The sequence below is a fragment of the Mucilaginibacter sp. P1_A3 genome (assembly GCF_056406855.1).
The window spans coordinates 349,417-375,634 of the sequence record NZ_JBFTZJ010000005.1; the positions used below are offsets into that span (position 1 = coordinate 349,417).

Here is a 26,218-nt window from a genome sequence, read left to right on the forward strand (position 1 = left end):
TACAAAAACTCACTGCTTAACACAGGGTGAACAAAAGCTTAAGTATAGCTTAATATTAAATTGGTTTACTAATAATAAACAAAGTTTAGTATTGCTGTATGAAAAAAGCAAATCTTTCACCCTTAAATTTTAGCAGATGAATAAGTTTTACCAGAAATTAAAAACCGTTATTACGGTTTTGTTATTTTGTATTGCGCCATCTATTTTATTAGCACAAAGCAAAATAAGCGGTACAGTTACCGACGAGAATCATTTACCATTACCCGGGGTAAGTGTGAGAATTAAAGAACAAAATAAAGGAACGGTTACAGATATTGAAGGCCGTTACATCATTTCTGCAAGTGCAGGTCAAACTCTTTCGTTTTCATTTATTGGTTACACTTCACAATCAGCAGTTGTTGGTGATAAAGCGGTGATCAATATAAGCCTAACCGGCGACAACAAAACATTAAACGAAGTTGTTGTAACCGCTTTGGGTATTAAAAAGGAAACCAGGCGTGTTGGTTACGCTGTACAAACAGTTCAGGGTGATGCCTTAACTACAGCACGTGACCCTAACCCAATTGCAGGTTTAATAGGTAAGGTTGCCGGTGTATCGGTTGGTCCATCTGCCGAGTTATTGGGTAACCCTAACGTATTGATCCGTGGTAACCAGGTATCATTATATGTTGTGGATGGTTTTCCAATCAACACTGATACCTATAATATCAGCCCGGATGATATCGAAACTTATACCGTGCTAAAAGGTCCTGCTGCGGCAGCGCTTTACGGTAGCCGTGCACAATATGGCGCTATCCTGATCACCACAAAAAAAGGTGATAAAAACAAAAAAGGCTTAACTGTTGATATCAACAGCAGTACTGTATTAAACTCAGGCTTTTTAGCATTCCCGCGTACTCAAAACACTTTCGGGCCAGGTGAAAATACCTTTTATACCTTTGTTGATGGTAAAGGTGGCGCACCAGGTGGTGTGGATGGTGACTATGACGTTTGGGGCCCGTATTTTAACGGACAGTTAATCCCACAATACGATAGCCCAATTATTAATGGTGTGCGCCAGGGAACCCCTTGGTTAGCCCGTGGCAAGGATAACCTGAAAAACTTTTTAAAAGTAGGTTCGCAAACCAATAATAACGTTGCATTAGGCGTTGTTGGCGATACCTATACAACCCGCTTTTCGGTTTCACAACAACACCAAACCAGCTATATCCCTTCACAGTATTTAAATATTGCAAATGCCAACTTTTACGCGTCATTTACGCCAACTCCGAAATTGACATTTGAAGGTAATATTGATTTCAACAGGCAGTCAACTGATAATTTCCCTGATGTTCAATACGGTCCTAACAGTATTATCTACAACATCTCTGTATGGACCGGTGCCGACTGGGATGTTAACGCTCCTGATATCAAAGCCATTTGGCAGCCAGGTAAAGTTGGTGTTCAATCGCAATTTGCCGAGTATCAGCGCTACCATAACCCTTACCTGTTAACTCAGAAATGGACCCGTGGCCATTACAAAAATGACACTTACGGTTATTTGGGTGGTACCTATAAATTTAATGATAACCTGAATTTAAGGTTACGTTCGCAAATTGATACTTATAACATTTTACGTACCGAAGATCTTCCATTCTCTGCTCACCCTTACGGTCGTGAAGGTAACCAGGGAGATTACCGCGAAGATCGCCGTGATTTGTTTGATAACAACACCGAGTTGATTTTGAACTACAACTATACCATTAAGAATTTCTTAAATCTTTCGGGCTTAGTAGGTTCAAACTTGCGGACCATGAACTATAATTCAAGCTGGGTATCTACAGATTATTTGAACGTGCCCGAAGTTTATGCTTTCAGCAACTCAAAAAACCCAATCCAGGCAACCAGCTTCCAATCATCTGAGCGTGTATTTAGCTACTATGCTTCGTTAGATATGTCATTTGGTAAATATGCAACGTTATCAGCAACTTACCGTAGCGACCATACCAGCGCATTCCAGGTGCCAACTACTTACACTTATCCAAGTGTATCGGTAGCTACCGTGGTTTCAGATTACATTAAGTTGCCAGAGGTAATTTCATTTTTGAAATTACGCGGATCATACGCTAACGTAAAGGCTGATGCTTCAAGCTCAACAATTGGCCCGGCCCCTTTCAGCTCTATCACCGCTTTCGGTGGCAGCACAGGTGCGTCATTATTTAACAACCCGCTGGGTTATGGCTCTACTTATACATCGCCATACAACGGTCCTGATTATTCATTGAATACATCATTCCAAATAAATAAGCCTTACAATAGCCAAGCCGCAGGTTACGCAACAGATTACCTGTATGCTCCCAATATCAAAACATCTACCCGTGTAAACTACGAAGAAGGCTTTGATATTAAATTTCTGCAAAACCGTTTAGGCTTCAGCGGTAGCGCGTTCCAATACATTGACGGGCCGAGGATTTTCCCAAGTGCAATCTCAACTGCTTCTGGTTACACCACATTATACTTAAACGCTTTAAAAACCAAACGTTCAGGTTATGAAGGATCATTAGAAGGTACTCCAATTAAAAACATGGGTGGCTTTACCTGGAATATTTTAGTAAACGTTGCAAACAACAAAGAGGTATTTAAAGAATTGCCTCCTGGCCAAAATGGTACCTACCAGGGTTACTACAGTGTAGGCGACCGTACCGACATATTGCGCGGCAGTAAATTTTTAAGAACAAAAGATGGCCAGATCATTAATGACGCGGCAGGTAAACCACTTTCAGTTGGTGGCCAGGTATTAGGTCACGAAAATGCTAATTACAACTGGAGTATTGCCAACAAAATCCGTTACAAAAGCTTTAGCATGGGTTTCCAGTTTGATGGTGCTGTAGGTGGTGTTATTATTGACTACATGCATAATAAAACCATGCGCGGTGGTGCTAATATCGAAACGGCTACCGGTGCCCTTGGTGATGCCCGTTACCAGGATTGGAAAAACTTTGGTGTAACTGGTTACAACGGTACTTATGTTGGTCCGGGTGTTTATGTATCAAACCTTGGTGCCGATAACAAACCTGTTCCTATCAACCTTGATTCAAAAACAGGTGCCATATTAAACTACAGCGCATTACAGTTTTCAGGTAATAAGCAAAAGGCATTCGTTCAGGATTATGTAAGTAAATATTACAATGTTGATGAGTCAAACCTGATGGATAAAACCTTCACCAAACTGCGCGAAGTAACGTTTAGCTACGATTTCCCTAAAGCATGGTTGCAAAAAAGCTTTATCCAAAAAATCTCTGCATCGCTTTACGGTCGTAACCTGTTGTACTTCTACAAAGACAAACGCTTTAAGGATGTGGATCTTGACCAATATAACGGTGCCCAGGCTCAAACTGTATTGCAATCGCCAACTGTACGCAGCTACGGCTTCAACTTAAATTTATCATTCTAAACTACAGATGAATATGAAAAAGATATTTAAAATTTATTTACTGCCGGTATTCATGATACTGACAGTAACCAGCTGTAAAAAGAGTTTCCAGGAATTAACGGTTAACCAAAACGTACCAAATGCTGTTCCTGCGGCACTACTTTTTACAGGTATATTAAGCAGCATGGTTGAATTTCCTGATAATTCAAAAGAAATTTATTGCCAGTACTACATCTACAATTATGACTATTATGGTAACAATCGTTACGATTTTGGTAGCGGCGATAATTATTACACCGCCCTTAAAAATGTTGTAGCTATGGAAGACCAGGCTTTAAAAGCTGGTCAGCCTGCTTTAAATCAATATAGCGCTATTGCTAAATTTTTCAAAGCTTATTTCTTTAGTAAAATGAGCATGGAAGAAGGCGATATTCCGATGACGCAGGCGCTTCAGGGCCTAAAAAACCTTACGCCTGCTTATGATACCCAAAAAGCGGTTATGGTACAATCATTAGCCTGGTTAGAGAGTGCTAATAGCGATCTGGCATCACTTATTGCATCAAAAAGCGAGCCGCTTAAAGGGGATATTTATTTTTCCGGTGATTTATTGAAATGGCAACAGGTTGTCAATACTTTCAGGATAAGGTTACTGGTGCAATTAAGCAAAAAAACAAGCGACATAGATGTTGTTGCCCAGTTTGCTGCAATAGTTAACAACCCTACCAAATATCCTATAATGCAAAGTGCAGCTGATAATTTACAGTATATTTTTGTTGTGCCAAGCAATTACTATCCGCAAACACCTGATAACTATGGTCAAAACGGCGGCCGTCAAAATACCTCATCTACCTATATCGGCTTGTTAACAAGCTTACAGGATCCAAGGGTGTATGTAACAGCTGAGCCTCAGCGCGATAAGGTTGATAATTTACACCAAAGCCCAACTGCATTTTCATCATTTGTTGGTGCTGATCCGGGTTTAGATTTGGGTGATATGTATAACAACGCGGCTTTACAAAAATATTCTTTCCTTAACCGTAAACGCTACTACTCTACCTTCACCGGCGAACCAAGCATCCAGGTAGGTTATGCTGAACTAATGTTTAACATTGCCGAAGGTATTAACCGCGGCTGGGCAACAGGTGATGCAGAGAGTTACTACAAAAAAGGTATCCAGGCTTCTTTTGATTATTATGGAATTCCAACCGGTACAGGTACATTTACCGCTTATTTTTACCGCCCGGGATCAAAAAGCACTGCTGATCTTAGCAATTATGATAATTATACAATTAACGTTAACTGGACTACTTACTATGCACAACCGAGCGTTAAGTATACTGCCGATGCAGCAGGTTTAACCAAAATATTACAACAAAAATACCTGGCGTTGTTCCGTCACTCAGGTTTGGAGTCATACTTTACGTACCGCCGTACCGGTGTGCCAAATTTCACCACTGGCCCAGGTACAGGTAACAGCGGTCGTATAGCTTCACGTTTCCAATATCCGGGATCAGAGCGTACTTCAAATGCTATTAATTATAACAAAGCATTGGCCAGCCAATACGGTGGTAACGATGATATAAATGGTGTTATGTACATTTTAAAATAGTTAAACATTTTTATATTAATATCAATAAAGGCTCCTTTAATGGGGCCTTTATTTTTAACTCAAAAAAACCATGAAAAAGTTTATTGCATTATTATTGTTCGGTGCCTCGTTCAGCACCTTATTAGCACAGAAGCATAAAACTCAAAATATAATAGTTGTTACACTTGATGGCTTTCGTTGGCAAGAACTTTATCGCGGCGCCGATTCGGCCATTATCAATTCAAAATTTACCAGCGATAAAGGAGGTGTTACCAAGAAATTCTGGGCACCAACCCCTCAGGAACGCCGCAAGTCGCTGCTTCCATTTTTTTGGAATGTTATAGGGCAAGAAGGCCAGCTTTATGGCAACAGGGACGAGGGCAACAAAGATGAGGTTGCTAACCCATATCATTTTTCGTACCCTGGCTATAACGAAATATTCACCGGTTTCCCGGATGTAAAGATAAATTCTAACGATGAGGTATTTAATCCCAACGTTAACATATTTGAATACCTGAGCAAGCAAAAAGGATTTAAGAACCAGGTGGCCGTATTTTCCTCATGGCAGCTTTTTCCTTTTATACTTAATGCAAATCGTTCCGGTTTAATGGTAAACTCGGGTTATACTAATTTTAATGATCCTAAGGCAAGCGAGCGTTTAAAATATTTGAACGAAATTCAACATAAAGTGCCAGAGGTTATAGGCCCCGATGAGCGGCTTGATTTTTTAACCTTTGAATTTGGCTTTGAATATCTGAAACAATATAAACCGCGTGTGCTGGTTTTAGGGTTTGATGAAACAGACGATTTGGCTCATGAAGGTAACTACAAGTTTTATTTGCAATCTGCCCATAAAGAGGATGGCTTTTTAAGTCAGTTATGGCAGTACATACAATCCGACCCGCAGTACAAAGACAAAACGACCTTGCTAATTACCTGTGACCATGGCCGGGGCGATGTACCTTTAGAAAACTGGCGCACCCACGGCACCGATACGCCCAACTCAGAACAAACATGGTTTGCTGTAATCGGCCCCGATACTCCACCAACAGGCGTAATAAAAACACCAACTACCATTTATCATAAACAACTTGCACAAACCATAGCCAACCTGCTTGGATTTGATTTTAAGGCTGCCGCAGGTCATGAAGTTGGCGATGCAATTGGCAGTGTTACCCAAACTAAATAATTTTAATTATTAATTTGTACCCTATGAAAAGTAATCTATTAACCTTACTCATGTTATTAGGCGCAGGCAATTTTGCGTTGGCTCAAAAACAGGTAAATATTTTGCAGGTACCCGGTATTAACCGATATAGTAAAATTGATACCGCCGGCACCTCTGTTTTACCAAGTGGCAGGTTTATAACACCTGCAGGCAAAACCATCCGCATTACACATGATCCATTTGGCCTCTCTGTTTCTCCCGATGGCAAAAAGGCAGTAACCCTGCATAATGGGGTTATTACACTCATTGACATTGCCTCCATGAATGGAATCAGGGTACCCGCTTATGGTAAAAAAATCGTCTCGCCTCTACCCAATGGCTCATTTTTAGGCGTTGCTTTTTCTCCCGATTCAAAAACCTTATACCTTAGTGGCGGCGATAATGGAGCGGTAATTGTTTATGATGCCGAAAAGTTTGTTAAAACAGATTCCTTATCCCTCAACGGTAATGTTGGCGGCAAGGAATATGATGACAGCTTTACATCCGACCTGCTTTTTAATACCGATAAAAATGAACTGCTGGTACTTGATCGTGGTAACTTCCGTTTGGTAAGGATTGATCTGGGCACAAAAAAAATAACGGCATCAATTAATGCAGGCAGACAACCATTTGGCCTGGCTTTAAGTCCGGATAAAAAAACTGCTTTTGTTGCCAACGTTGGCAGGTATGCCTACCCGCTCATCAGCGGCGCAACACCCCAAAATGCCGATTCAATCATGATATCGCAGCACCCTTATGGCGATAATACCAAAGAATCGCGCGAGGGAACGGTAATTGAAGGCAGAAAGATCCCGGGAGTTGGTGATCCGTTATCGCCCGAAGCGATGAGTGTTTTCACCATTGATTTGGCCAGCAACCAGGTTACAGATAAATTTAAAACCGGTCACCAGATTGGCCAAATGCTGGAGGATGCCGAAGTAACAGGTGGCGCAAGTCCAAATTCAATAGCTGTAGGCAGTCAATACGCCTATGTTACCAATGCCACCAATGATAATATTACCATTATTGATTACAAAAACCATAAGTTGTTAGGCGATATCCCGATTAAGGTTGATAATCGTATTGATAAATTCAGAGGATTATTGCCTTTCGGTATCAGCATAAGCAAAGATGAAAAAACACTTTATGTCGCCCTTTTAGGCTTTAATGCCGTGGCGGTAATTGATATACCTACCAAAAGTACCAGAGGCCTTATCCCTACGGGTTGGGGAACGTCAAGGGTAAAATTATCTGCCGATGAAAGCGAAATGTACATAACATCATGTCGCGGTTACGGTGCCGGCCCTAATGGCGGGCATGGCTTTGTAGCCCCACCGCAGGGTACCTATATTGGCGATATTCAATTGGGCACTTTTCAAAAAGTGACCATGCCTACCGATGCGCAACTCGCTGCGTACACTAAGCAGGTTATAGGAAATACTTTTGTAAGTGAACCAATATCCGCAGTTACAAAAAACCCTTTGCCGGTATTGCCAGGTTCGTCACCTACCCCAATAAAATACATCGTTTACATTACTAAAGAAAACCGCACTTATGATGAGGTTTTAGGGCAGCTAAAAAATGCCGATGGCGACAGCACCTTAGCCCGGTTTGGCGTGCATTGCGAATATACTTTACCAGATGCCTTAAAGGTAAAATTCCCAAATCTTGATGTTTCACCAAACCATATAAAAGCAGCCAAACAGTTTGCGTTTTCTGATAACTACTATTGCGATAGCGATGCATCCATACACGGGCATCACTGGATGATGGGCGTTATCCCTAACGAATGGGTTGAAGCTAATTCAAACGTAAGCAAAACAGCTAAGCTTTTCTCAAAAGCTCCGGGCCGCCGTTTTCCCGGTTCAACCGGAAGCATGGATCCTGAGGATTATGCAGAAACAGGTGGTTTATGGGAAGCTTTGGAACGTAAACATGTAGAGTTTTACAATTTTGGCGAAGCTAATGAAACCGCACATGTTCGCGAAGATTGGCAGGATTTAAACACCGGCGCCGCTCACCTTGTTATGGTACCCATGCAAAAGGCCTTATTTACCCGTACCAGCCACAATTACGCGGGCTTTAACACCAACATTCCCGACCAGTTTAGAATGGATCAATTTGAAGGTGAATTCACCAAAATGTGGATAAAGGGCAAAAAGAAAATGCCTTCGCTTATTACCATGCAGGTACCCAATGATCACGGAGCCGATATTAGGCCCAAGGATGGTTATTCCTACAGGCAATCGTACATGGCTGATAATGACCTGGCCGTTGGCCGCATCCTTCACTTTTTATCGCGTACCAAGTACTGGAAAAACATGTTGGTAATTGTTACAGAGGATGACCCGCAAGGTGGAGTTGACCATGTAGATGCGCACCGTTCTATACTGATGCTGGCCGGGCCTTATGTTAAAAAAGGGTATGTGAGCCATACGCATGCCAATTTTGGATCGATATTAAAAACCATTTATAATATCCTTGATGTCCCGTATGTAAACCAATATGATGTTACCGCATCATTACTGCAGGATTTCTTTACTGACAAGCCTGATTATACCCCTTACACTTTTGTAAAGAGCGATACCCGTGTATTTGATCCGCAGAAAGCAATGAGCCGTTACAACAAAACCATCAACTGGCGCAAAATTGAAAAGGGCCCCGAGATGGATGATGAGGATCGCGAACGCGAAGATCATTACAAACAGCAAAAAGGAAAAAAAACATCGGGCACTATAGTTAATTAAAAACCTTTTATCTACCTAAAAACAAATGCAATTTTCATTTATTTCATTCATAGCTTTCATTTTAAGCACAGGGGTTTTCAACCCAAACCCTGCCCCAAAATCAAAACATAAGTTTATAGTAGCAGCCCACCGGGGAGATCATGTGATATATCCCGAAAACACGCTGGAAGCCTACCGCCAAGCCATCAAAAACGAAGCCGATTATGTGGAGATTGACCTCCGCACCACCAAAGATGGTGAACTGGTGAGTATGCATGACGGCAGCATCAACCGCATGACTGATGGCAAAGGCAATGTTAACGATTTTACACTTGCTCAATTACTGGAGTTAAAGGTAAAAAGTAAGGACACAAGTACTACGGAAGTTTTCCATATTCCAACCTTTAAACAGATCCTCTCATTATGTAAAAACAATATCAATATCTACCTGGATTTTAAAGCGGCCGATCCGGAGCTGGCCTACCAGGTGATAAAAGAATACGGTATGGAAAAGCAGGTATTGGTTTATATAAACAGTGCGCCTCAGTTTACCGGCTGGCGCAAGGCAGCACCGCAAATGCCGTTAATGCTAAGCTTACCCGATAGCGTTAAAACTGTGGCAGGTATGGATAGCTTTATTGACAAATACCATCCCGATATACTTGACGGTTCATACAATCAATATACTAATGATATGGTTGCACTGGCCGATAAATACCACATCCCGGTTTGGCCTGATATTCAAAGTGCAGGTGAAGGCCCGGCTGATTGGAACAAGGCACTGAACAAAGGGCTGAGAGGTTTACAAACCGATCACCCCGCAGCCTTGGTGAAGTTTTTAAAAGAGAAAGGTTTAAGATAAACAAAACGACCTCTGCAAATTTGCAGAGGTCGTTTTGTTTATAGAAGCTTTGTTAATGCTGAAGGTGCAAATAGCTGTTGCGAGTGTGTTGCTTCGGTTAAAATTCATTAAAATTGTGGCTGGGATCCCTGATTAATAATAAGCAAATGAAAACACTGGATGATCTGTTAATGCTTGGAGATGAACGTCTGTATCAAACCTCAACGCCGGTTTTAAAAACAGAGCTTGAGTTTGTAAAGGACTGGGTTGCTGATATGCACAACGTGATGGAGCAGATCAGGAATAAATATCATTTTGGCAGGGCCATTGCAGCGCCCCAGTTAGGCATAATGAAAAGGCTTATTTATATGAATATTGATAAGCCTGTAGTGTTTATAAACCCAGAAATTATTGACCCAAGTGCAGACCTTTTTGAATTATGGGATGATTGCATGAGTTTCCCAAACTTGCTGGTTAAAGTAAAAAGGCATCAAAAAATAACCGTAAACTATCTTGACGAGCAATGGCAGCCACAGCAATGGATAATGGACGGCAGTCTTTCCGAATTGCTGCAGCATGAGTACGACCACTTAAACGGCGTTTTGTGCACCATGAGAGCTATTGACAATACCTCCTTTAAATGGAGGGCTTCCTAAAAAAGCGTTGACTTGATCAGCGGTAGTTAAGTTCCCGGAACCATCCCATATCCCCTACCTTATTTTTGATAATCACTGGTATTCTCATTTCCCTTTATTAAATTGCCTGCTGTAAACCTTAGTGGCCGCGCCTTGCCGTCAACATAATAACCAATTATTGAAACTTAACTTACAGCTATGTCTACCGATCGCAGAAAATTCCTAAAACACCTGGGCACTTCCGTTTTGTTAACTTCCGCATCCCTCAGCAGTTTAGCAGCCAGGGAAGAAAATGAACTTAGAATATTGCGCGCCGAGAAACGCATCTCACCAAATGATAAGATCCGCATAGCAACCATAGGTATGGGTATTATGGGATTTAATGATACCCAGGCAGCATTAAGCGTTCCCGGTGTGGAGCTGGTTGGCTGCTGCGATTTATACAAGGGACGGCTGGACAGGGCAAAGGAAGTTTACGGATCAAGCCTCTTTACCACCGGCGATTATCGTGAAATATTGGCCCGTAAGGATGTGGATGCAGTGATTATTGCCACCAGCGATAACTGGCATAGCCAGATAGCTATTGATGCCATGCATAGCGGCAAAGCCGTTTACAGCGAAAAGCCCATGGTGCACAAAATAAGCCAGGGCCTTGCCGAAATAAAAGCACAGCTGGATACCAAAATGGTTTTCCAGGTGGGCAGCCAGCGGGTAAGCAGTATTGCCTATAAAAAGGCTAAAGAGCTATATGATGCGGGCGCTATCGGCAAGATCAATTCTATCGAGGCTTCATTTAACCGGCAAAGCGCTTTAGGTGCCTGGCAATACACTATTCCCCTGGATGCGTCGCCACAAAGTGTGGATTGGGCCCGGTTTCAGTCAAACGCCAAAATGAAGTATGATTATGATAGCAAACGTTTCTTCAGGTGGAGAAACTATCGCGAATATGGTACTGGTGTTGCAGGCGACCTATTTGTCCACCTGCTCAGCGGAATCCATTTTATAACCGGCTCAAAAGGACCCGAAAGGATATATTCTATTGGCGATCTGGCTTATTGGAAAGATGGCCGTAATGTACCCGATGTAATGAGCGCGGTGATCCATTATGGTGAAACAAAAGAGCACCCTGCTTTCCAGGTAACGCTCCGGGTTAATTTCATCAGCGGTGAGGGTGATCATAGTACCACCAAAATTGTAGGCTCGGAAGGTGTGATGGACCTTATGGGCGACGATAGCTTTACCATCACCAAAAGTAAAATGCCGGTAGCCACCGGCATTGGCGGCTGGGATTCGCTATCAACCTTTACCGAAGCGCAACAGAAAGCTTTAACTAATGATTATAATAAACGCTTTTCGCAAGCCGATCAGCAAGCGCCTGCTATCCCCGGCATTACCTACAGGGCTCCTGAGGGTTACAATACCTCAAATGACCATTTCGCCAACTTCTTTGATTCCATCAGGACGGGTAAGCCTGTTGTTGAGGATGCGGTATTCGGGTTTAGGGCGGCAGCGCCTTGTTTAGCCTGTAACGATAGCTATTTTGAAAACAAGGTGATCCATTGGGATGCAGAGAATATGAAGATAGTTTAGGTAATTAATCAACCAGAGCATCAACCTTTCAGGACGTAACAGGCATAAAAGTGTTCCACTGGAACGCCTCCGAAAAACGGAACGGATGAAACTCTATACACACTGATAATCAACAAATTAGCTATTTTTAAAAATCAAACTATTGGAACACCTATCACACTGTAAATAAATTACTTATAGCAAATTTCAACGAAAAAAGAGTTTAAAACAAGTGTTCATTTTCCTGAAAAAAAACTATTTTTTTGCCTTATTATGAGCAATCCCGGCGTTCAATAGCATAACTATTTCGCAGCCCGATGATGCCCCCCTTAAACTAAAAAAGCGCCCCGTATCTCATTACGGGGACGCCTCATAGTACGCACATACTATTCAACTAAATCTCAAGATATATGGAGAGATCTCAAGTCGTTTAATATTTTGGATTTAAAACCACGATCCTCCGAAGAATAAATGACAAGCGACGAAAGACTTACGAAGTTTTAAAAACTTCGTAAGTCTGGGATTCCACGAGGTATACTTGGCAGATTCCTCAAGTCATTTCTCCTTCATCATTTCGCGAAAATTTGTCACTCAAAATCACATGATTTCCATCTCTAATCACCTTAATTTACTCTTCTAAAATCGATACTGGTAAGCTTGATGCCTGTTGTTCCCAGGCTTGAGCCACCCGAACGGATAACCAGGTAAACCGTACCAGCAGTTGGGAACGAAACAACATTGCCTGTGCCTGCACATGATAGTGATGACAGTAATGCATCAAAAGGCGTTTTACCGCAACCATTCCAGGTGTTTAAGGCGATACGGGTTCCGCCGTCGCTATAATCCTTGCCGGCCACGGGTGCAGCTTTACCAACGTAAACCTCAAACCAGCAGTCGGTAGCGCCAGAACCTGCTACGTGCATATCAATTTTATACTGTTTGTTGGCTCTTACCTCAAAGGTTTGTATAACGCCCTGCTGCCCCCAATTGCCACCTGTTGCCAGTATACTGCCATCATCGTTCACTTTAAAGGTAACGCCGTCGCCATATTTCACAATACTCCATTTGGTTTTATCAACCATGTTTGTTTTGGGGGTTACCGCGTCTATCAGTGCATCTGCATCAAAGTAGATAACCACCTTATTCATATCCGCATTAATTTCCTGTTTTGATGAATTACTGATCTTAACACCCAACGCCAAAACCTTGCCGCTATACTTATCCAGGTTAGCTATTTTAATTTTGGGTACAATGTTGCCTTTCATAATGTTATTATCAAAAACAACGGAGTCCTTTGTCGCCAAAGTAAAATCGGCTGGGTCCATTGGGATGGTATTGGCAGGTAGTGCCCCTGATGTAACCAAAGCGGCGATGTTGCTGTTATCAACGCTTACATCTACGGTTAAGGGATCAAATCCCGATTCTCCGCCCCGGTAAACCGGGATAGCAAAATTAGCGGTATGCGCTATTGTATCCACAGCCAGCTTTGAATCGTTTAGGGCGGCAACAAGGCCGTTGGGTTTTTCTGCTTGCGGCAAATAAACCTTAACCGTTTCTGTAGTTTTTGGTCCCTGCAGATATTCCTGCTTACAGGATAACACCATTGTCAGCATAAAGCAAACCGACAACTTTAGTATTGTTGATGCATGAGTTTTCATAAATATTTTTTACGTTAATAATTCAAATCATGAAGGATCATTGCACCGGGTGATGCAATGATCCGTTTATATTATTACCAGCCCGGATTTTGTGCCCAATGTGTTTTTGCAATTTCGCTTTGCGGTATAGGGTACCAGTTCATCTTATCGTAAAACACTCTGTTTTCTAATTGTTTAACAACATAGGTATTGGTAGCGCCAGTGTTGGTGATCTCTATCCGGTTTACAGGTTTGTTAAAATAAGCCACCCCTTTTTTCCAGCGGCGCACATCCCATAAGCGGTTGTTTTCAAAACTTAACTCCACATTGCGCTCATGCTCAATACGTGCCTGGTTTAATTGTACCGCTGTTATTACGGGCATTGCCGCACGCTGCCTTACCATATTGATAGCTTTAAGGGCCGTGATACCATATCCTTCCGGATCAGCATCGGCACCATAGGCATTGTACATTGCTTCCGCATAGTTCAAAAGCACTTCGCCGTACCTGAAATAGCTCCACGTATGATTAGCTGTAGTGGCGTTTACAAGATCGACAGATTGGTTTACCCATTTGGACAGGTAGTAGCCTGTTTTGGAGGCATTTTGCTTTGGCAGGCCGCTATTGCCACCGGTAAAGGTTTCAATGGTGGTTGCTTTAAACAATTTACCGTTATAAACCACCGTTGCGGCAAAACGCGGATCGCGGCTTGCATAGGGATTTGCAGCATGGGTCGGATTATTCCAATCAAACGGAACAGCATTACCACCGGTAACAACTTCGTAATCATCTACAAAATTTTGGCTTGGCGTAATACTGTTACCAACGCTGTTTTGAAAAACAATGGGGAAATTATAATACTCCACATAATTTATAGCGCCATACCGGCGGTAAAAAATAAACTCCTTTGATGCAGCATTATTGGAGCCAAACAGGTTGGTGTAGCTGCCGTCAAGCTGATATTTGCCTAATGCAATAACATCATGCGCAGCTTTTGCTGCCTGTGCCCATGTAGTGGTTGATCCGTTATCTTTAAACAGCGGACTTGCACCATACAGCAAAACTTTAGCTTTTAAAGCCCTGATGGCGCCTTGTGTTACCCGGCCATCATCGTACCATGAATAGGGCGAAAGATCGGCGGGAATTATTGCGCCGGCTTTGTCACATAAAGTAGCTATATATTTTATACACTGATCAACAGAATTTCTTGGAATATTATCCCAGTTGCTTTTATTACTGTAATCAAGCGGCTCTTCAAGTATGGGCATACCGCCATAGCGTTTAACCAGTTCGAAATAAAAGAAAGCTTTCAAAAAAAGCACTTCCCCCTGCATAAATTTCACGTTATCCCGGGCATTAAAATAAGCCGTTGAATCTGTTGATGTTATCTTGCCTTTAATGTAGGAGATATCAACCTTATCCTTGTTTTTAAGGTATTCATTAGCCTGCCTTATCCCGTTAAAATTAGTTGCCCACACATCATCCGGGTTATTATACTGGTTCCAGATACCGTAATTAAAGGCTTGCGATCTGGAGTTCACATTGGTACTTTCGGCATTATCCGAGGCCGATTCCAGGTCAAGATTAGCAAATCCATCCGGCAGGTAGCTGTACGTATTCCAAACTACCTGCTGTACGTAAGTGTAATTGGCATATAGTTTTTCTACAGAAATATCAGCCTTTATCGTCTTTACATCCAGGTAATCCTTTTTACAGGAGTACAGCAGAGTGCTCAGCACCAACACGGTTATTATATAATGATTTCTTTTCATTTCTTGGTAATTACTAATAGTTTACTATTACAATTTCACTCTCAATCCAAAGCTTACAACCTTCATTAAAGGATAGCCCATAGAAAGCCGTTCGGCCTCCAGGTTATCTATTTTATCCCAGGTTATGAGGTTGGTACCATTTACAAATAGCCTGATGGCATCAAGTTTCTTTAAAAAGCTCTTTCGTGGCAAAGTATAACCCAGCTCAATACTGCGCAGCTTAAAGAAATTACCGTTACGTAACCAAAAATCAGATTGCTGGTTGTTATTGGCATTGCTTAATGTTGACAGGCGTGGCGTTGTGGCAGTATTTGCCGTTTCGGGTGTCCAGCTATTGGCAGAAAATGGCGTAATGGAATTGCTGTTTACAAAAGGATGAGTATACAAATAAGCATCATCAAGCAGGCTTACCGTGCGGTGCAGCACACCTTCTAAATAGGCATCAAAATCAAAACCCATGTATCTAAACCCAAGGTTAAAACCTAAAGTGATCTCGGGTAGTTTAGCGTATTCCATAGGTATTTTATCATAATCATTGATGATACCGTTGCCATCCTGATCGGCAAATTTCAAATCGCCGGGTTTCACATTTGCATATGAAGATGAAACAACACCTTGTTTTAAATTACCGCTGGCATCAAAATCAGATTGCTGGTAAAATCCTTTGTAAACCAGGCCTTTCATTTGATCAAGCCTGTAACCCTGGGTGTACAGGTAATTATAAGGCTGGGCGTTTTCTGATCGTTTGGATATTTTATTGCGGGCAAAAGCTACCGAGCCGCCCAAATTATATTGAAAAGAATTAACCTGATCATTGAAATTAAGCGCCGCTTCAAAACCTTTATTCTTTACTTCGCCGGTATTGGCATACTGCAAATTAAAGCCGGTAAAGTAGGGCACATCAGCCGATGGGATCTCTAAAATACCGGTGCGTTTTTCGCTAAATACATCAATCGTTGCCGATAGTTTTTTCCATAGTTTCAGATCGACACCAAAATTCAGCGTTGTTTTTTGTTCCCATGACGCATTGATATTAGCAAACGAACCTTCGGTCATCCCGTTTTTATAAGTATTGCTGGTTCCAACTATATAGCCATTGGCCCCTACTGCCCATTGCTCATTTATGAAGCGAAAATTTTCATTGATATTACCCGTAGTACCATAAGAAGCCCTTACTTTTAAAAAGCTGATCACGGTATTATCCTTCAGGAAATCTTCTTTTGATGCTATCCAGCCTAAACCTGCTGCCGGGAAAAATCCGTAGCGATGCCCCTGGGCAAAATCAGCCGATCCGTTGTAGGCGGCAGACAGGTCAACAATGTATTTTTGATCATAATCATAAGTTACATTACCCGACAGGCCCTGGGTACGAACCTGGTAAACCAGCCCATCATGGCTATAACCCTGCCTTTGCGCCAGCACCATACCACTAAAAGTACTTTTGCCAAAGCTGCGGTTATAATCAAACCCAACTTTAATGGCATTCCTGTTCCAGTGTTGGTTGCCTCCATCAATTATCCCCTGGCTAACTGTGCCTATGGTTTTGTAAACAACGTTTCCGGCATCCATTACGGGCATATCATTAGCATCCTTAACAATTTCATAAGATGGCACCGTAAAAATCTTTTGATAGGTACCAACGTATTGATTGCTGAATGATAACGATCCGTTTAAGGCCAGGCCCGGAGTTATTACATCCAATTTTTCAACAAAGCCAAAGTTGGTTTGCAGGTTACGGGTATGCGAGTTATAAACACCATTTTGCTGTAAAAGTTCAACAGGGTTAAAATTATAAACCGAGCTGTTTCCCCAGGTACCGTTAGGGTTTTTTACAGGAAACGCAGCCGGTGGCAAGCCTAACAGATTGTTGAACAATGATGTAGCCGTAAAACCCGCGGGGGTATTTTTATCCTCGGTTATACCGGTGATGTTGGCCTCAACAGATAAGCTTTTACTTAGCTGCAATTCCACATTGGCACGCAGGTTAATTTTGTTGTAACGTGCATTGGTACCAAAATCCTTATCAATGGCGTTGGCGTTTTTGTATAAACCTTCAAAATCGGTATAGTTCATCAACACAAAAAACTTAGCCATATCATTACCGCCACGAAACGAGAAGTTATAATCCTGTATGGTTGAATTCTTTTTTAGCACTTCATCATACCAGTTCACGTTTGGATGAAAAGGATCATTAGTTGCTTTATACAAGTCGGGATTTTTGTACTTAGCTGGAAAGCCATCATTTTGCAACGCCTGGTTGTACAAGCGGGTATAATCATAGGCATTCATAACAGTTGGCAACTGTACCGCGCTTAATATGCCGTACCTGCCGTTAACGGTTATCTGGGTTTTAGGCAAATTGCCACCCTTTTTGGTGCGGATACTTAGTACACCTGCCCCACCCTGCAAGCCATATATAGCTGTAGCGGCGGCATCTTTTAAAAGCGTTACCGATTCAATTTCATATGCCGCCAATGAGCTGATAGCACCCATATCTACCTGGAAACCATCAAGGTAAATCACTACCTGGTTACCGGCAACATTCCAGCTACTTTGCCCGCGTACATAAAGTGTGGGGTTATCATAGCCGGGCTCGCCAGAGCCGGTTACTACCGTTAAACCCGGAATACGCCCTGCAGCGTATTTAATAAATTACCGGCCATCATATGGGTTAGTTCCTCGCCTTTAAGCGTAAAAACAGCGCCCGTATTTCTCCATGATTTTTCAGTCCTTAATCCATAGTCAACTGTGTTGGTTTTATTCTGATCAGTTTTAATGGAATCTGCTGAAATTACATTCTTAGTTTGCGCGTTCGCGACAGAAAAACTACAGAATGAAAAAATCCAGGCAAAAAGTTTTATATATTCTTTTTTCATTTTTTTCATTAGTTAAAATGTGTAAAAGCCAATTACCATCCTGGATTTTGTCCATCCCAGCCCTTAGCATTACCCAGGTAACGCTTACTTACTTCATCATTAGGGAATGGAACGTAATAGTACCTTGCCGGGAAAACCCGTGTAACAAACGAGGTAGTTTGCCAGGTACGTTTTAAAGTACCGCCAACATTACGGGCTGTAGTTACAATGCCATGCAAGGTTCCGTTTAATACAGATTTGGCTTTTAACCAACGATTAAGATCATTATACCTGTGACCCTCATAAGCAAATTCAATAGTACGCTCACTATGTACCGCATCTCTGAAAGCGCCTGCATCAACGGGATGTTTCTCGGGCATTCCGGCTCTTTTCCTGATGAGGTTAAGGTAGTTGGTAGCATCACCTGTAGGGCCCTGGTACTCGTTGATAGCTTCGGCATAGTTTAAATAAAACTCTGCAAGGCGAAACACCGGCCATGCAAAATGATTATCGCTCATGTTATCAACTCGGGCAACAAACTTGTAGGTTTCCATGGCATACCCATCAACACCGGCATCGCTGCTGGCCAGGTTACCATCGGTACTGTAATCGCCTTTTTTGTAGTAGGCCAATGTACCTCTCTGGCTGCTATAGTACATACCATCATAAGCAATGGTTTGGTAAAAACGCGGGTCGAGGTCAAGCGCCTTAATATCGGCTGGCAAATCGGTTCCGCTGGCGGGTAGTGTCCATTTTGTACCATCCTTTTTTTCATACTGCTGCATAAACTCAATGGGCACATTATTTTTAACCCCCCATTGGGCCAAACGCAGTTTTGATGACAGGTACTGGCCCCATGCAGATCCATCGCCCCAGGCATTACCGCTTGGTACCTGGTTTGAGGTATTTACCAATATCAGTTCCTGGTTGGCAAACACATTCCAAACAGATTCATAATCGCCAATTGTTGCATAGGTTTCGCCGGTAGTTACCGCTTTGCCTGTGTTGTAAAGCGATACTGCCGATGCACCGGCGGCATCAATCACATCTTTAGCAGCTTTTGCAGCCTTGTTCCAACGCTCGGGATCATAGGCAGGATAAGCCAATACAGAATCGCGGCCATCTCCATAACGGGCTCCGGTAACTTCTGATTTAAGATTGGCCGGTGTATTATACAAGGGGCTTGCCGCATACAACAGGATTCTTGATTTAAGGGCTAATGCTGCCAGTTTTGTTATCCGGCCATAATCTGCCGATGGGCGTGTGGCCGGCAATAAAGCCGCAGCCTGATCGCACCATTTAACTACACTATCAACCACCGATTGCACCGAACTACGGGGTACAGATATTTTACCTGTACCATCCAACGGTTTATTTACAATGGGGATGCCTCCGTAATACCTAAACAACTCATAGTGCTGCATGGCGCGGCAAAATAAAGCCTGCCCTTTTACATCCTGTTTCCAGCTGTTATCGGCATCAGTAACCATGTTGATATTTTTTAATACCAGGTTGGCCTGGCGGATACCTTTATAATGCCAGCCAAAGCCGTTGCCATTATCGGAACCGAAGCCATAATCACACGTAGCGTTGGCGCTCATGTTACCGGTAATATAGGTACCTGTACCAATAGTGTTTGAAGCCCAATCATACGCCGGATGGATAATATAAAGCTGATCTGTGATAGCTTCGGGGCGGCAGCCGTCATACGTTTCGGGGAAATAGCCCCGGATACATAGCATGTACATTTGCGCCACAGCGTATTGCGCCTGGTTTTTAGTATGAAAAATAGTATCAACCGTTACCGAACCACCTTTTGGTTTTTCAAGAAAACTCTTTTTACATCCTGGTGAAAGTATACCGCCAATTAAGCATGCAAAAAGCAGTATAATTATATTTTTTGTTTTCATCTTTTCTCGCTTTAATTAATTAAAAATTAACATTTAAGCCAATGTTGTAGGTTTTGGTAAGCGGGTAGCCCACGTAGCCCAAATTCTCGGGATCGCCCCAGATTTTGTTTGGCGACCAGGTATAAAGGTTGGCTCCGTTCACATACAGGCGTGCCGTGCGGATACCTGCCCGTTTTAAAAAGGCGGGTTTAAATGTGTAGCCTATCTCCATGTTTTTTAACCTTGTATAGGAAGTATTTTTAAGGAAAAAGGTATTGTAGGTAGCTGCCTGGTTATATGCTGCGATAGGGAAATCTATCCGCTCGCCGGCATTGTACCGTTCCTGGGTAAAACGGTTTGCATCTACCTCAAAAAGCGATTGTTGTTTATTAAAATGGATGGTGCTGTTAGCAAACTTGGCTACACCGGCTACTCCCTGTAATAGGGCCGAAAAATCAAATCCCTTAAAGCTAAAGCCAAATGATAGACCATAGCTTAATTCCGGAATATCTGTTTTGCCGGTCCTGGTATAATCTTTTTCGTTGATCACGCCATCTTCATTAATATCAACCAAACGAACTTCGCCCGGTTGCAATGCCGCCCCGGCATAACCCAGGTCTTTTTGATAAACCGGCTGGCCTGCGGCGTTTACATAAGGCTGGCCCGCTTTGTTAAGCGCCCTTACAGGGTTTGATAACACCGGGTTACCATTACCATCAATTGCATACAGGGTTGACCATGATGTATACAACCCATTGGCTTGTAACATTAAAGGTTGATTAATTGGACGCCCTGTTGCAGCCTGGTACTCTAAGCCCGGCACAATGGCTTCATCCCTGAAAATGATTTTGTTTTTATTGGTTGAGGCATTGCCTTTTACCCACCAGGTAAATTTGCCGGGGGTGCTGTTGTAGGTTAATTCAAGCTCGTTACCCCAGTTTTTAACCTCGCCCAGGTTATAAGGCGGCAAAGTGGCCTGTACAATTTGAGGCACTGTGCCTTTATAGGAGAGGATGTTGATACGGTGTTCATTGTAATGATCAAAAACAACGGTTACCCTATCATTAAATAAATGGGCTTCTAAACCGATGTTTGATTTTGTAGCGGTTTCCCAGGTAACATCAGGGTTACCGATAACACTTTCATAAGCGCCGCTGATGGTATTACGATCATTAAGGGTACCAAAGGTGTAACCACCACCGTTGTTGTAGCCCTGTCCATATTGCCAGGTATCCGGCAAGTACAAATAACGGGCGCCGCCTATATTATCATTACCAACCTTACCCAAACTACCGCGTACCTTTAAATAGGTTACGTAATCGTTTTTAGGGAAGAAAGATTCATTACTGGCTACCCAGCCTAATGAATAGGCAGGCAAAAAGCCAAACCGTTTACCTTCGGGGAAGTTTTCTGATCCGTTATATCCCATGTTATACTCGGCAAAATATCGGTTATCATAGGCGTAGGTAACCCTGCCGGCCACACCCATATAAGCATGAGGAAGATCATAGGCTAAATTCGGGTCGTATTTTTTCTCGGCATTGTACAGCAAAAGGCCGGTTACCGCGTGTTTTTTAGCAAACGTGCGGTTGTAGTTAATGGAGAACTCGCCATAAACCTTGCGCCATTTACCATTGTTCCAATCAGACCATCTTTGCGGCGGGGTATCATCATTTAGCTGTACCAGGATGGGGTCCAGCTTATTGCCATTGGGATTTGCCCTTACGCCATACAACAATGGCTTGTAACCACCACCAGTACGGCTGCTGAAATAGCTATCATAAGCTCCTTTGGCATTTACCGATAAACCTTCGGTAATAAAATCAAGCTTATGGCTTAACCTGATGGCCGAGTTTAGTGTACTGTTATTGGTAATATTATAGTTATTGCTGCTGGCAATAGCATATAAGGGGTTCAGCTGATCGTTTTGGTTACTAAATGGCACCACAAATTTGCCATTAATCATTCCCGGCGACCCAAGCGGAGATGACCACAGGATACGCTTCTCCCAGGTGTAGCCATCATTATCCATCCCGGTGATGGTAACAAACTGGGTACCTACATCTACCGAGATCCTGAAATTTTTGTTTACATCAAAATCCAGGTTGCCGCGCAAATTGTAGCGTTTCTTTTTAAACTGCATCTCATCAGAGAAAGGCATATAATCGGTATTAAATAAACCGCCCTGGGTAAGGTAACCTAAAGAAACAAAGTATTTTACAGATTCGGTACCGCCGGTGATGTTGGCATTATACTGGGTTTGAGGCGCGAAATTTTTAAAGATCTGCTTTTTCCAATCCTGGTCTGGGTGACCATAAGGGTCATAATAAGGATTGGTTTGCCCGTTTAAAGTAGGCGTATGCGCGTTCTGATAATATTTCAGATCCTCGGGCGAGTAATAAATAGTAGCCTCTTTAATCCAGTTAGCATCCCTTTTTTGGGCAAAATCATTCCAGGTTTTGATGTCCGCATCTTTAGCATGCTGAATCCAGTAATTTTCATAACTCTGCTCATTCAGCAAGGAAGCATATTGATAGGAGTTAACAAAATTAGGCATCCTTGAAAACTGCGATATGGCGGTTTGGGCAGTTGCACTAACCTTTGGCGCTCCTTCTTTACCACGCTTGGTGGTAATTAATATTACACCGTTGGCACCACGCACACCATAGACAGCCGTAGCCGATGCATCTTTTAGTATGCTGATGGTTTCTACTTCGTTGGCATCAATATCGTTATAACTATCCCGCACAATACCATCAACCATAATTAATGGGGCAGTTTGGCCGGTGTAAGTACCTACCCCCCTGATATACAGGGTTGAGTTATCATCGCCCGGCTTGCCCGATGTTTGGATAGCTGTTAAACCAGATAACCTACCAGCCAAAGCATTACTTAAATTGGCAACAGGCGATTGCGTAAGATCCTTAGTGCCGATAGTAGAAATAGCACCGGTAATGGATTCCTTTTTTTGCGTACCGTAACCTACCACAACAACCTCGTTAAGCCCCTGCTGGGTATCTTCGAGTATTACGTTTAGTTCCGAACCGCCGTTGAGCGCTACTTCTTTAGTGGTAAACCCAATGAAAGAGAATGTTAATGTGGCATTGGCATCTGATACATTAATGGCATAAGTACCGTCGGTACCTGTTACCGCAATAGCCTTGCCTCCTTTTTCTTTAACGGTTACACCGGGTACAGGTAAACCCAATTTATCGGTTATTTTACCGGTTATTTTTTTAGGCGGAGCATTGCTGTTGTTTTGATTGGTTGATTTTTTTTGGATGAGTATGGTTTTATCCTCAATTGAATAGGTTAAAGCCTGTTTACCCATACAAGCGTCCATGGCCTGTTTTATGGTTACATTGTTAAGATCAATTGTAACGGGTTTGGCTAATTTAATATCGTCTGAGTTATACAGGAAATCATAATTGGTTTGATTCCGTATCTCCTCAAAAACTTCTTTTAAAGTAGCCTGTTTTACTTTTATAGTAACTTTCTGCGCGTAAGTTGCAGCAGTTACCTGTAAAAAAGTTGCCGTTAACAAAATAAGAGTTAGCTTCATGATAAGCACAGGTTTATATAGGCGCCCACGTTGTTTGCCGCAAGTAAATGCAGTAAAAATTTTATACATTTGAATGTCAGTTTATTAATAAGTGGTTGTATTCGCTGCAATTATTTTCATTATCTGACGCAGCCATAACACGGCTGAGGCCAGGGGCGGTACGAACGCTCCTGGTTTTTATTTTATGCAGATAATTACTGGTATAGAAAAGGAGAGTGTAAAACTATTCCATAGCAGTAACCCTCCTTCCTGTGACCTTAAAGTGAACTTTCCCAATTTTTTCAAGGTTTTTCAATAATTCATCAATACCCTTTGTGCGGTAAAATGTGCCGCCAAAATGCTGCCCTTCAAAATTTCCCTTTTGCTCCACATCAACATCATACCAGCGCGATACCTTTTTTAGTATGGTGGCAATGTTATCATCATTAAATATGAAATAGCCGTTTTTCCAGGCCATTACCTCGTTGATATTGGCTTGCGAAACCCGGATCATATCGGCGCCATTGTTTATCACTGCCTGCTGACCGGGCTTTAACAAACTCTGGCTATTATTCTTACTCACCTGAACCGATCCTTCCAATAAAGTAGCTTTAAGCTCGTCATCATCATTATAGGCCGAAATATTGAAATGTGTACCCAATACCCTTACCTGCACGTTGTTGCTGTTTACATAAAAAGGCTTGTCTTTATTTTTAGCCACTTCAAAATAGGCCTCGCCGGTTAGCTTAACCCGTCTTTCGTTACCAGCAAACTCAACAGGATAGCTTAATGACGATGCAGAGTTTAACCATACGTGGGTGCCATCGGGCAGCACCACCTCGTATTCGCCGCCGCGCGGGGTAGATAGCGTATTGTACACTAAGGCGTTATCAATAACTTTTGCCTTAACATCAGTTGGTAAAGCATCATACACTAACTTTCCGTTGGCCACTTTATTTACCTGAACCTGGCCGGCTTTTGCAAGCGTGCCGTTAGCTTTATTATCCAGCACTATGGCTTTGCCATTGGCCAGTGTTAATACCGCCTTATTACTCCCCGGTAAAATTCTTGACGACTTCACTATCGCAACCTGGTTATCAGCGGGCTTGTGTTTATGTATAAAGTAAAATCCAACAGCGGTAAAAACAGCAATTACCGCCGCAACTTTTGCCAGGCTACCAAACAGACTTACTATTTTTGTTTTGGGCTTAACAGCCAGCGGAGCTTGATTAAACCTTGGGTCGGTTTTAATATTATCCAACACCTTGCGGGCCTGTATTTGGTTAAACTCGGGGTCAGCATCAAGCTTTAATGATTCTTCATCAACAAGGTCGGCTATTTCGGCAGGGTTCTCTTTCAGATAGTTGAGTAGCTCTGTACAATCAGCCCTACTTATAGTATCATCAAAATATTGCTGCAGCAAATACTTTAGCCTGTTGTTGTTCATATAATTGGTTTATAACAAAACCCGGAAGGGGTTAATTATGTAGAGAACACGCAGAAACTACCATAGGACTAGTTGAGAATAAAGTTTTTTTTATTGCGTGCGAATTTTCTCTTTTCATGCCAGTGTTTTTTTACTTTTAGTGAGACACTAAAGGTTCTTGATTACATTTACAGCTCGAATTACAACAAATGAAATGGATCACCCGTGAACGCCCTAAGATTGACCGCATCGCCTGCCCCTGGCTAATCAAAAGGTTTATTGATGCTGATGCGGAGATCATCTTTGTACCATTTGACCAGGTGTTGATAAAGGCCGGCGAGTTAAACGCCACACCCTTTGACTTGCCTGGCGTGGAATACACGCATTATGACGACCATTGCACTTTTGATTATTTTATCAAAAAACATCAATTGAAAGATGCCGCGCTTGACCGGGTGGCGACCATCGTTCGCGGTGCGGATACCGACCGACATGACTTTGCCCCACAGGCAGCGGGGCTGGAAGCGATATTTTCGGGGCTGGCGTATAATATTAAAAATGATCAGGAACTGCTGAACCTGGGCATGACCATTTACGATGGCCTGTATAGCTGGGCGAAACATCTCCACCAGTTGAAACATACCCAGGCCGGGCCTGTGGAACAAATGCTGCTGGAGGTATACCATAAATACATCAAAGAAAACAAATCTAAAAAAGCGCCTGAATGGGCAAAAGAGCTGAAAGAAATGATACAGGATCAGCTGGATACCAATATGGCTTTAAGCCTGCAGCAGGTATCCGATGAGCTGGAGATCAACCCAACCTATTTATCAAGAGAATTTTCCAAATACTTCGAAAACCTTTCTTTTGGAGAATACATCCGGAAACTACGCATTGAAAAAGCCATGCACCTGATGGGCAGCACGGATTACTCCTTAACCGAGATAGCTTACCTCACCGGCTTTTCTGATCAGAGCCATTTTACCCGCATATTCAAAAAACAGACCGGCCAAACGCCTACCCTCTATAAAAAAAACAGCGAAAAAAGTAAAAAGAATACTAATAGTTAAATCCATTCTATTTACAGCAAGGCTTTGTTGGTAGTATTGCATAGATGAAA

General features: G+C 42.4%; 15 protein-coding genes. 8 read left to right on the plus strand and 7 right to left on the minus strand.

Annotated features, from left to right (window positions below; genetic code table 11):
* Positions 1 to 136: 136 nt before the first annotated feature.
* The 7 genes from AC1D0K_RS12755 to AC1D0K_RS12785 all read left to right on the plus strand — a co-directional run bounded on the left by AC1D0K_RS12755 (position 137) and on the right by AC1D0K_RS12785 (position 11,999).
* Positions 137 to 3,433: a SusC/RagA family TonB-linked outer membrane protein gene (locus AC1D0K_RS12755; protein WP_477396036.1), complete on the plus strand. Its 3,297-nt coding sequence runs from the start codon at positions 137 to 139 to the stop codon at positions 3,431 to 3,433.
* Positions 3,434 to 3,446: 13 nt separating this feature from the next.
* Entirely contained in the window at positions 3,447 to 5,021 is a 1,575-nt protein-coding gene (locus AC1D0K_RS12760) for a SusD/RagB family nutrient-binding outer membrane lipoprotein (protein WP_477442051.1), read from the plus strand.
* Positions 5,022 to 5,091: 70 nt separating this feature from the next.
* Positions 5,092 to 6,189: a phosphoglyceromutase gene (locus AC1D0K_RS12765; protein ID WP_477442049.1), complete on the plus strand. Its 1,098-nt coding sequence runs from the start codon at positions 5,092 to 5,094 to the stop codon at positions 6,187 to 6,189.
* 23 nt (positions 6,190 to 6,212) lie between these two features.
* Positions 6,213 to 8,954 (plus strand): bifunctional YncE family protein/alkaline phosphatase family protein, encoded by a 2,742-nt coding sequence (locus AC1D0K_RS12770; RefSeq protein ID WP_477399135.1) that lies wholly within the window; start codon positions 6,213 to 6,215, stop codon positions 8,952 to 8,954.
* Positions 8,955 to 8,979: 25 nt separating this feature from the next.
* A complete protein-coding gene (locus AC1D0K_RS12775; protein WP_477399133.1) occupies positions 8,980 to 9,795 on the plus strand; it encodes a glycerophosphodiester phosphodiesterase family protein in 816 nt (271 codons plus the stop codon).
* A gap of 146 nt (positions 9,796 to 9,941) precedes the next feature.
* On the plus strand, positions 9,942 to 10,430 hold the full coding sequence (locus AC1D0K_RS12780; protein WP_477399131.1) for a peptide deformylase: 489 nt from the start codon (positions 9,942 to 9,944) through the stop codon (positions 10,428 to 10,430).
* 177 nt (positions 10,431 to 10,607) lie between these two features.
* Positions 10,608 to 11,999: a Gfo/Idh/MocA family protein gene (locus AC1D0K_RS12785; protein WP_477399128.1), complete on the plus strand. Its 1,392-nt coding sequence runs from the start codon at positions 10,608 to 10,610 to the stop codon at positions 11,997 to 11,999.
* Positions 12,000 to 12,601: 602 nt separating this feature from the next.
* On the opposite strand, the gene AC1D0K_RS12790 is transcribed toward AC1D0K_RS12785, so the two are convergent.
* The 7 genes from AC1D0K_RS12790 to AC1D0K_RS12820 form a co-directional block, all read right to left on the minus strand.
* The gene (locus AC1D0K_RS12790; protein WP_477442047.1) at positions 12,602 to 13,636 is read right to left on the minus strand and encodes a DUF1735 domain-containing protein; all 1,035 of its coding nucleotides are present in this window, start codon (positions 13,634 to 13,636) and stop codon (positions 12,602 to 12,604) included.
* A gap of 74 nt (positions 13,637 to 13,710) precedes the next feature.
* The gene (locus tag AC1D0K_RS12795) at positions 13,711 to 15,387 is read right to left on the minus strand and encodes a RagB/SusD family nutrient uptake outer membrane protein (RefSeq protein WP_477392465.1); all 1,677 of its coding nucleotides are present in this window, start codon (positions 15,385 to 15,387) and stop codon (positions 13,711 to 13,713) included.
* Positions 15,388 to 15,414: 27 nt separating this feature from the next.
* Positions 15,415 to 18,036, minus strand: coding sequence for a SusC/RagA family TonB-linked outer membrane protein (locus tag AC1D0K_RS12800; protein ID WP_477463070.1), 2,622 nt, complete (start codon positions 18,034 to 18,036; stop codon positions 15,415 to 15,417).
* Positions 18,003 to 18,263 (minus strand): hypothetical protein, encoded by a 261-nt coding sequence (locus AC1D0K_RS12805; RefSeq protein ID WP_477392463.1) that lies wholly within the window; start codon positions 18,261 to 18,263, stop codon positions 18,003 to 18,005. The genes AC1D0K_RS12800 and AC1D0K_RS12805 overlap by 34 nt, the downstream gene beginning before the upstream one ends.
* Positions 18,264 to 18,295: 32 nt before the next feature.
* Positions 18,296 to 20,152 carry a RagB/SusD family nutrient uptake outer membrane protein gene (locus AC1D0K_RS12810; RefSeq protein ID WP_477392461.1) on the minus strand — a complete coding sequence of 619 codons (1,857 nt, stop codon included), beginning with the start codon at positions 20,150 to 20,152 and terminating at the stop codon, positions 18,296 to 18,298.
* Between the two features lie 19 nt (positions 20,153 to 20,171).
* Positions 20,172 to 23,693 (minus strand): TonB-dependent receptor, encoded by a 3,522-nt coding sequence (locus AC1D0K_RS12815; protein ID WP_477392459.1) that lies wholly within the window; start codon positions 23,691 to 23,693, stop codon positions 20,172 to 20,174.
* Between the two features lie 223 nt (positions 23,694 to 23,916).
* Positions 23,917 to 25,119 (minus strand): FecR family protein, encoded by a 1,203-nt coding sequence (locus AC1D0K_RS12820; protein ID WP_477392457.1) that lies wholly within the window; start codon positions 25,117 to 25,119, stop codon positions 23,917 to 23,919.
* A 188-nt stretch (positions 25,120 to 25,307) separates the two neighbouring features.
* Between AC1D0K_RS12820 and AC1D0K_RS12825 the strand changes: the two genes are divergently transcribed.
* Positions 25,308 to 26,168, plus strand: coding sequence for a chromate resistance protein ChrB domain-containing protein (locus AC1D0K_RS12825; protein WP_477392455.1), 861 nt, complete (start codon positions 25,308 to 25,310; stop codon positions 26,166 to 26,168).
* The last annotated feature ends 50 nt before the right edge of the window (positions 26,169 to 26,218 follow it).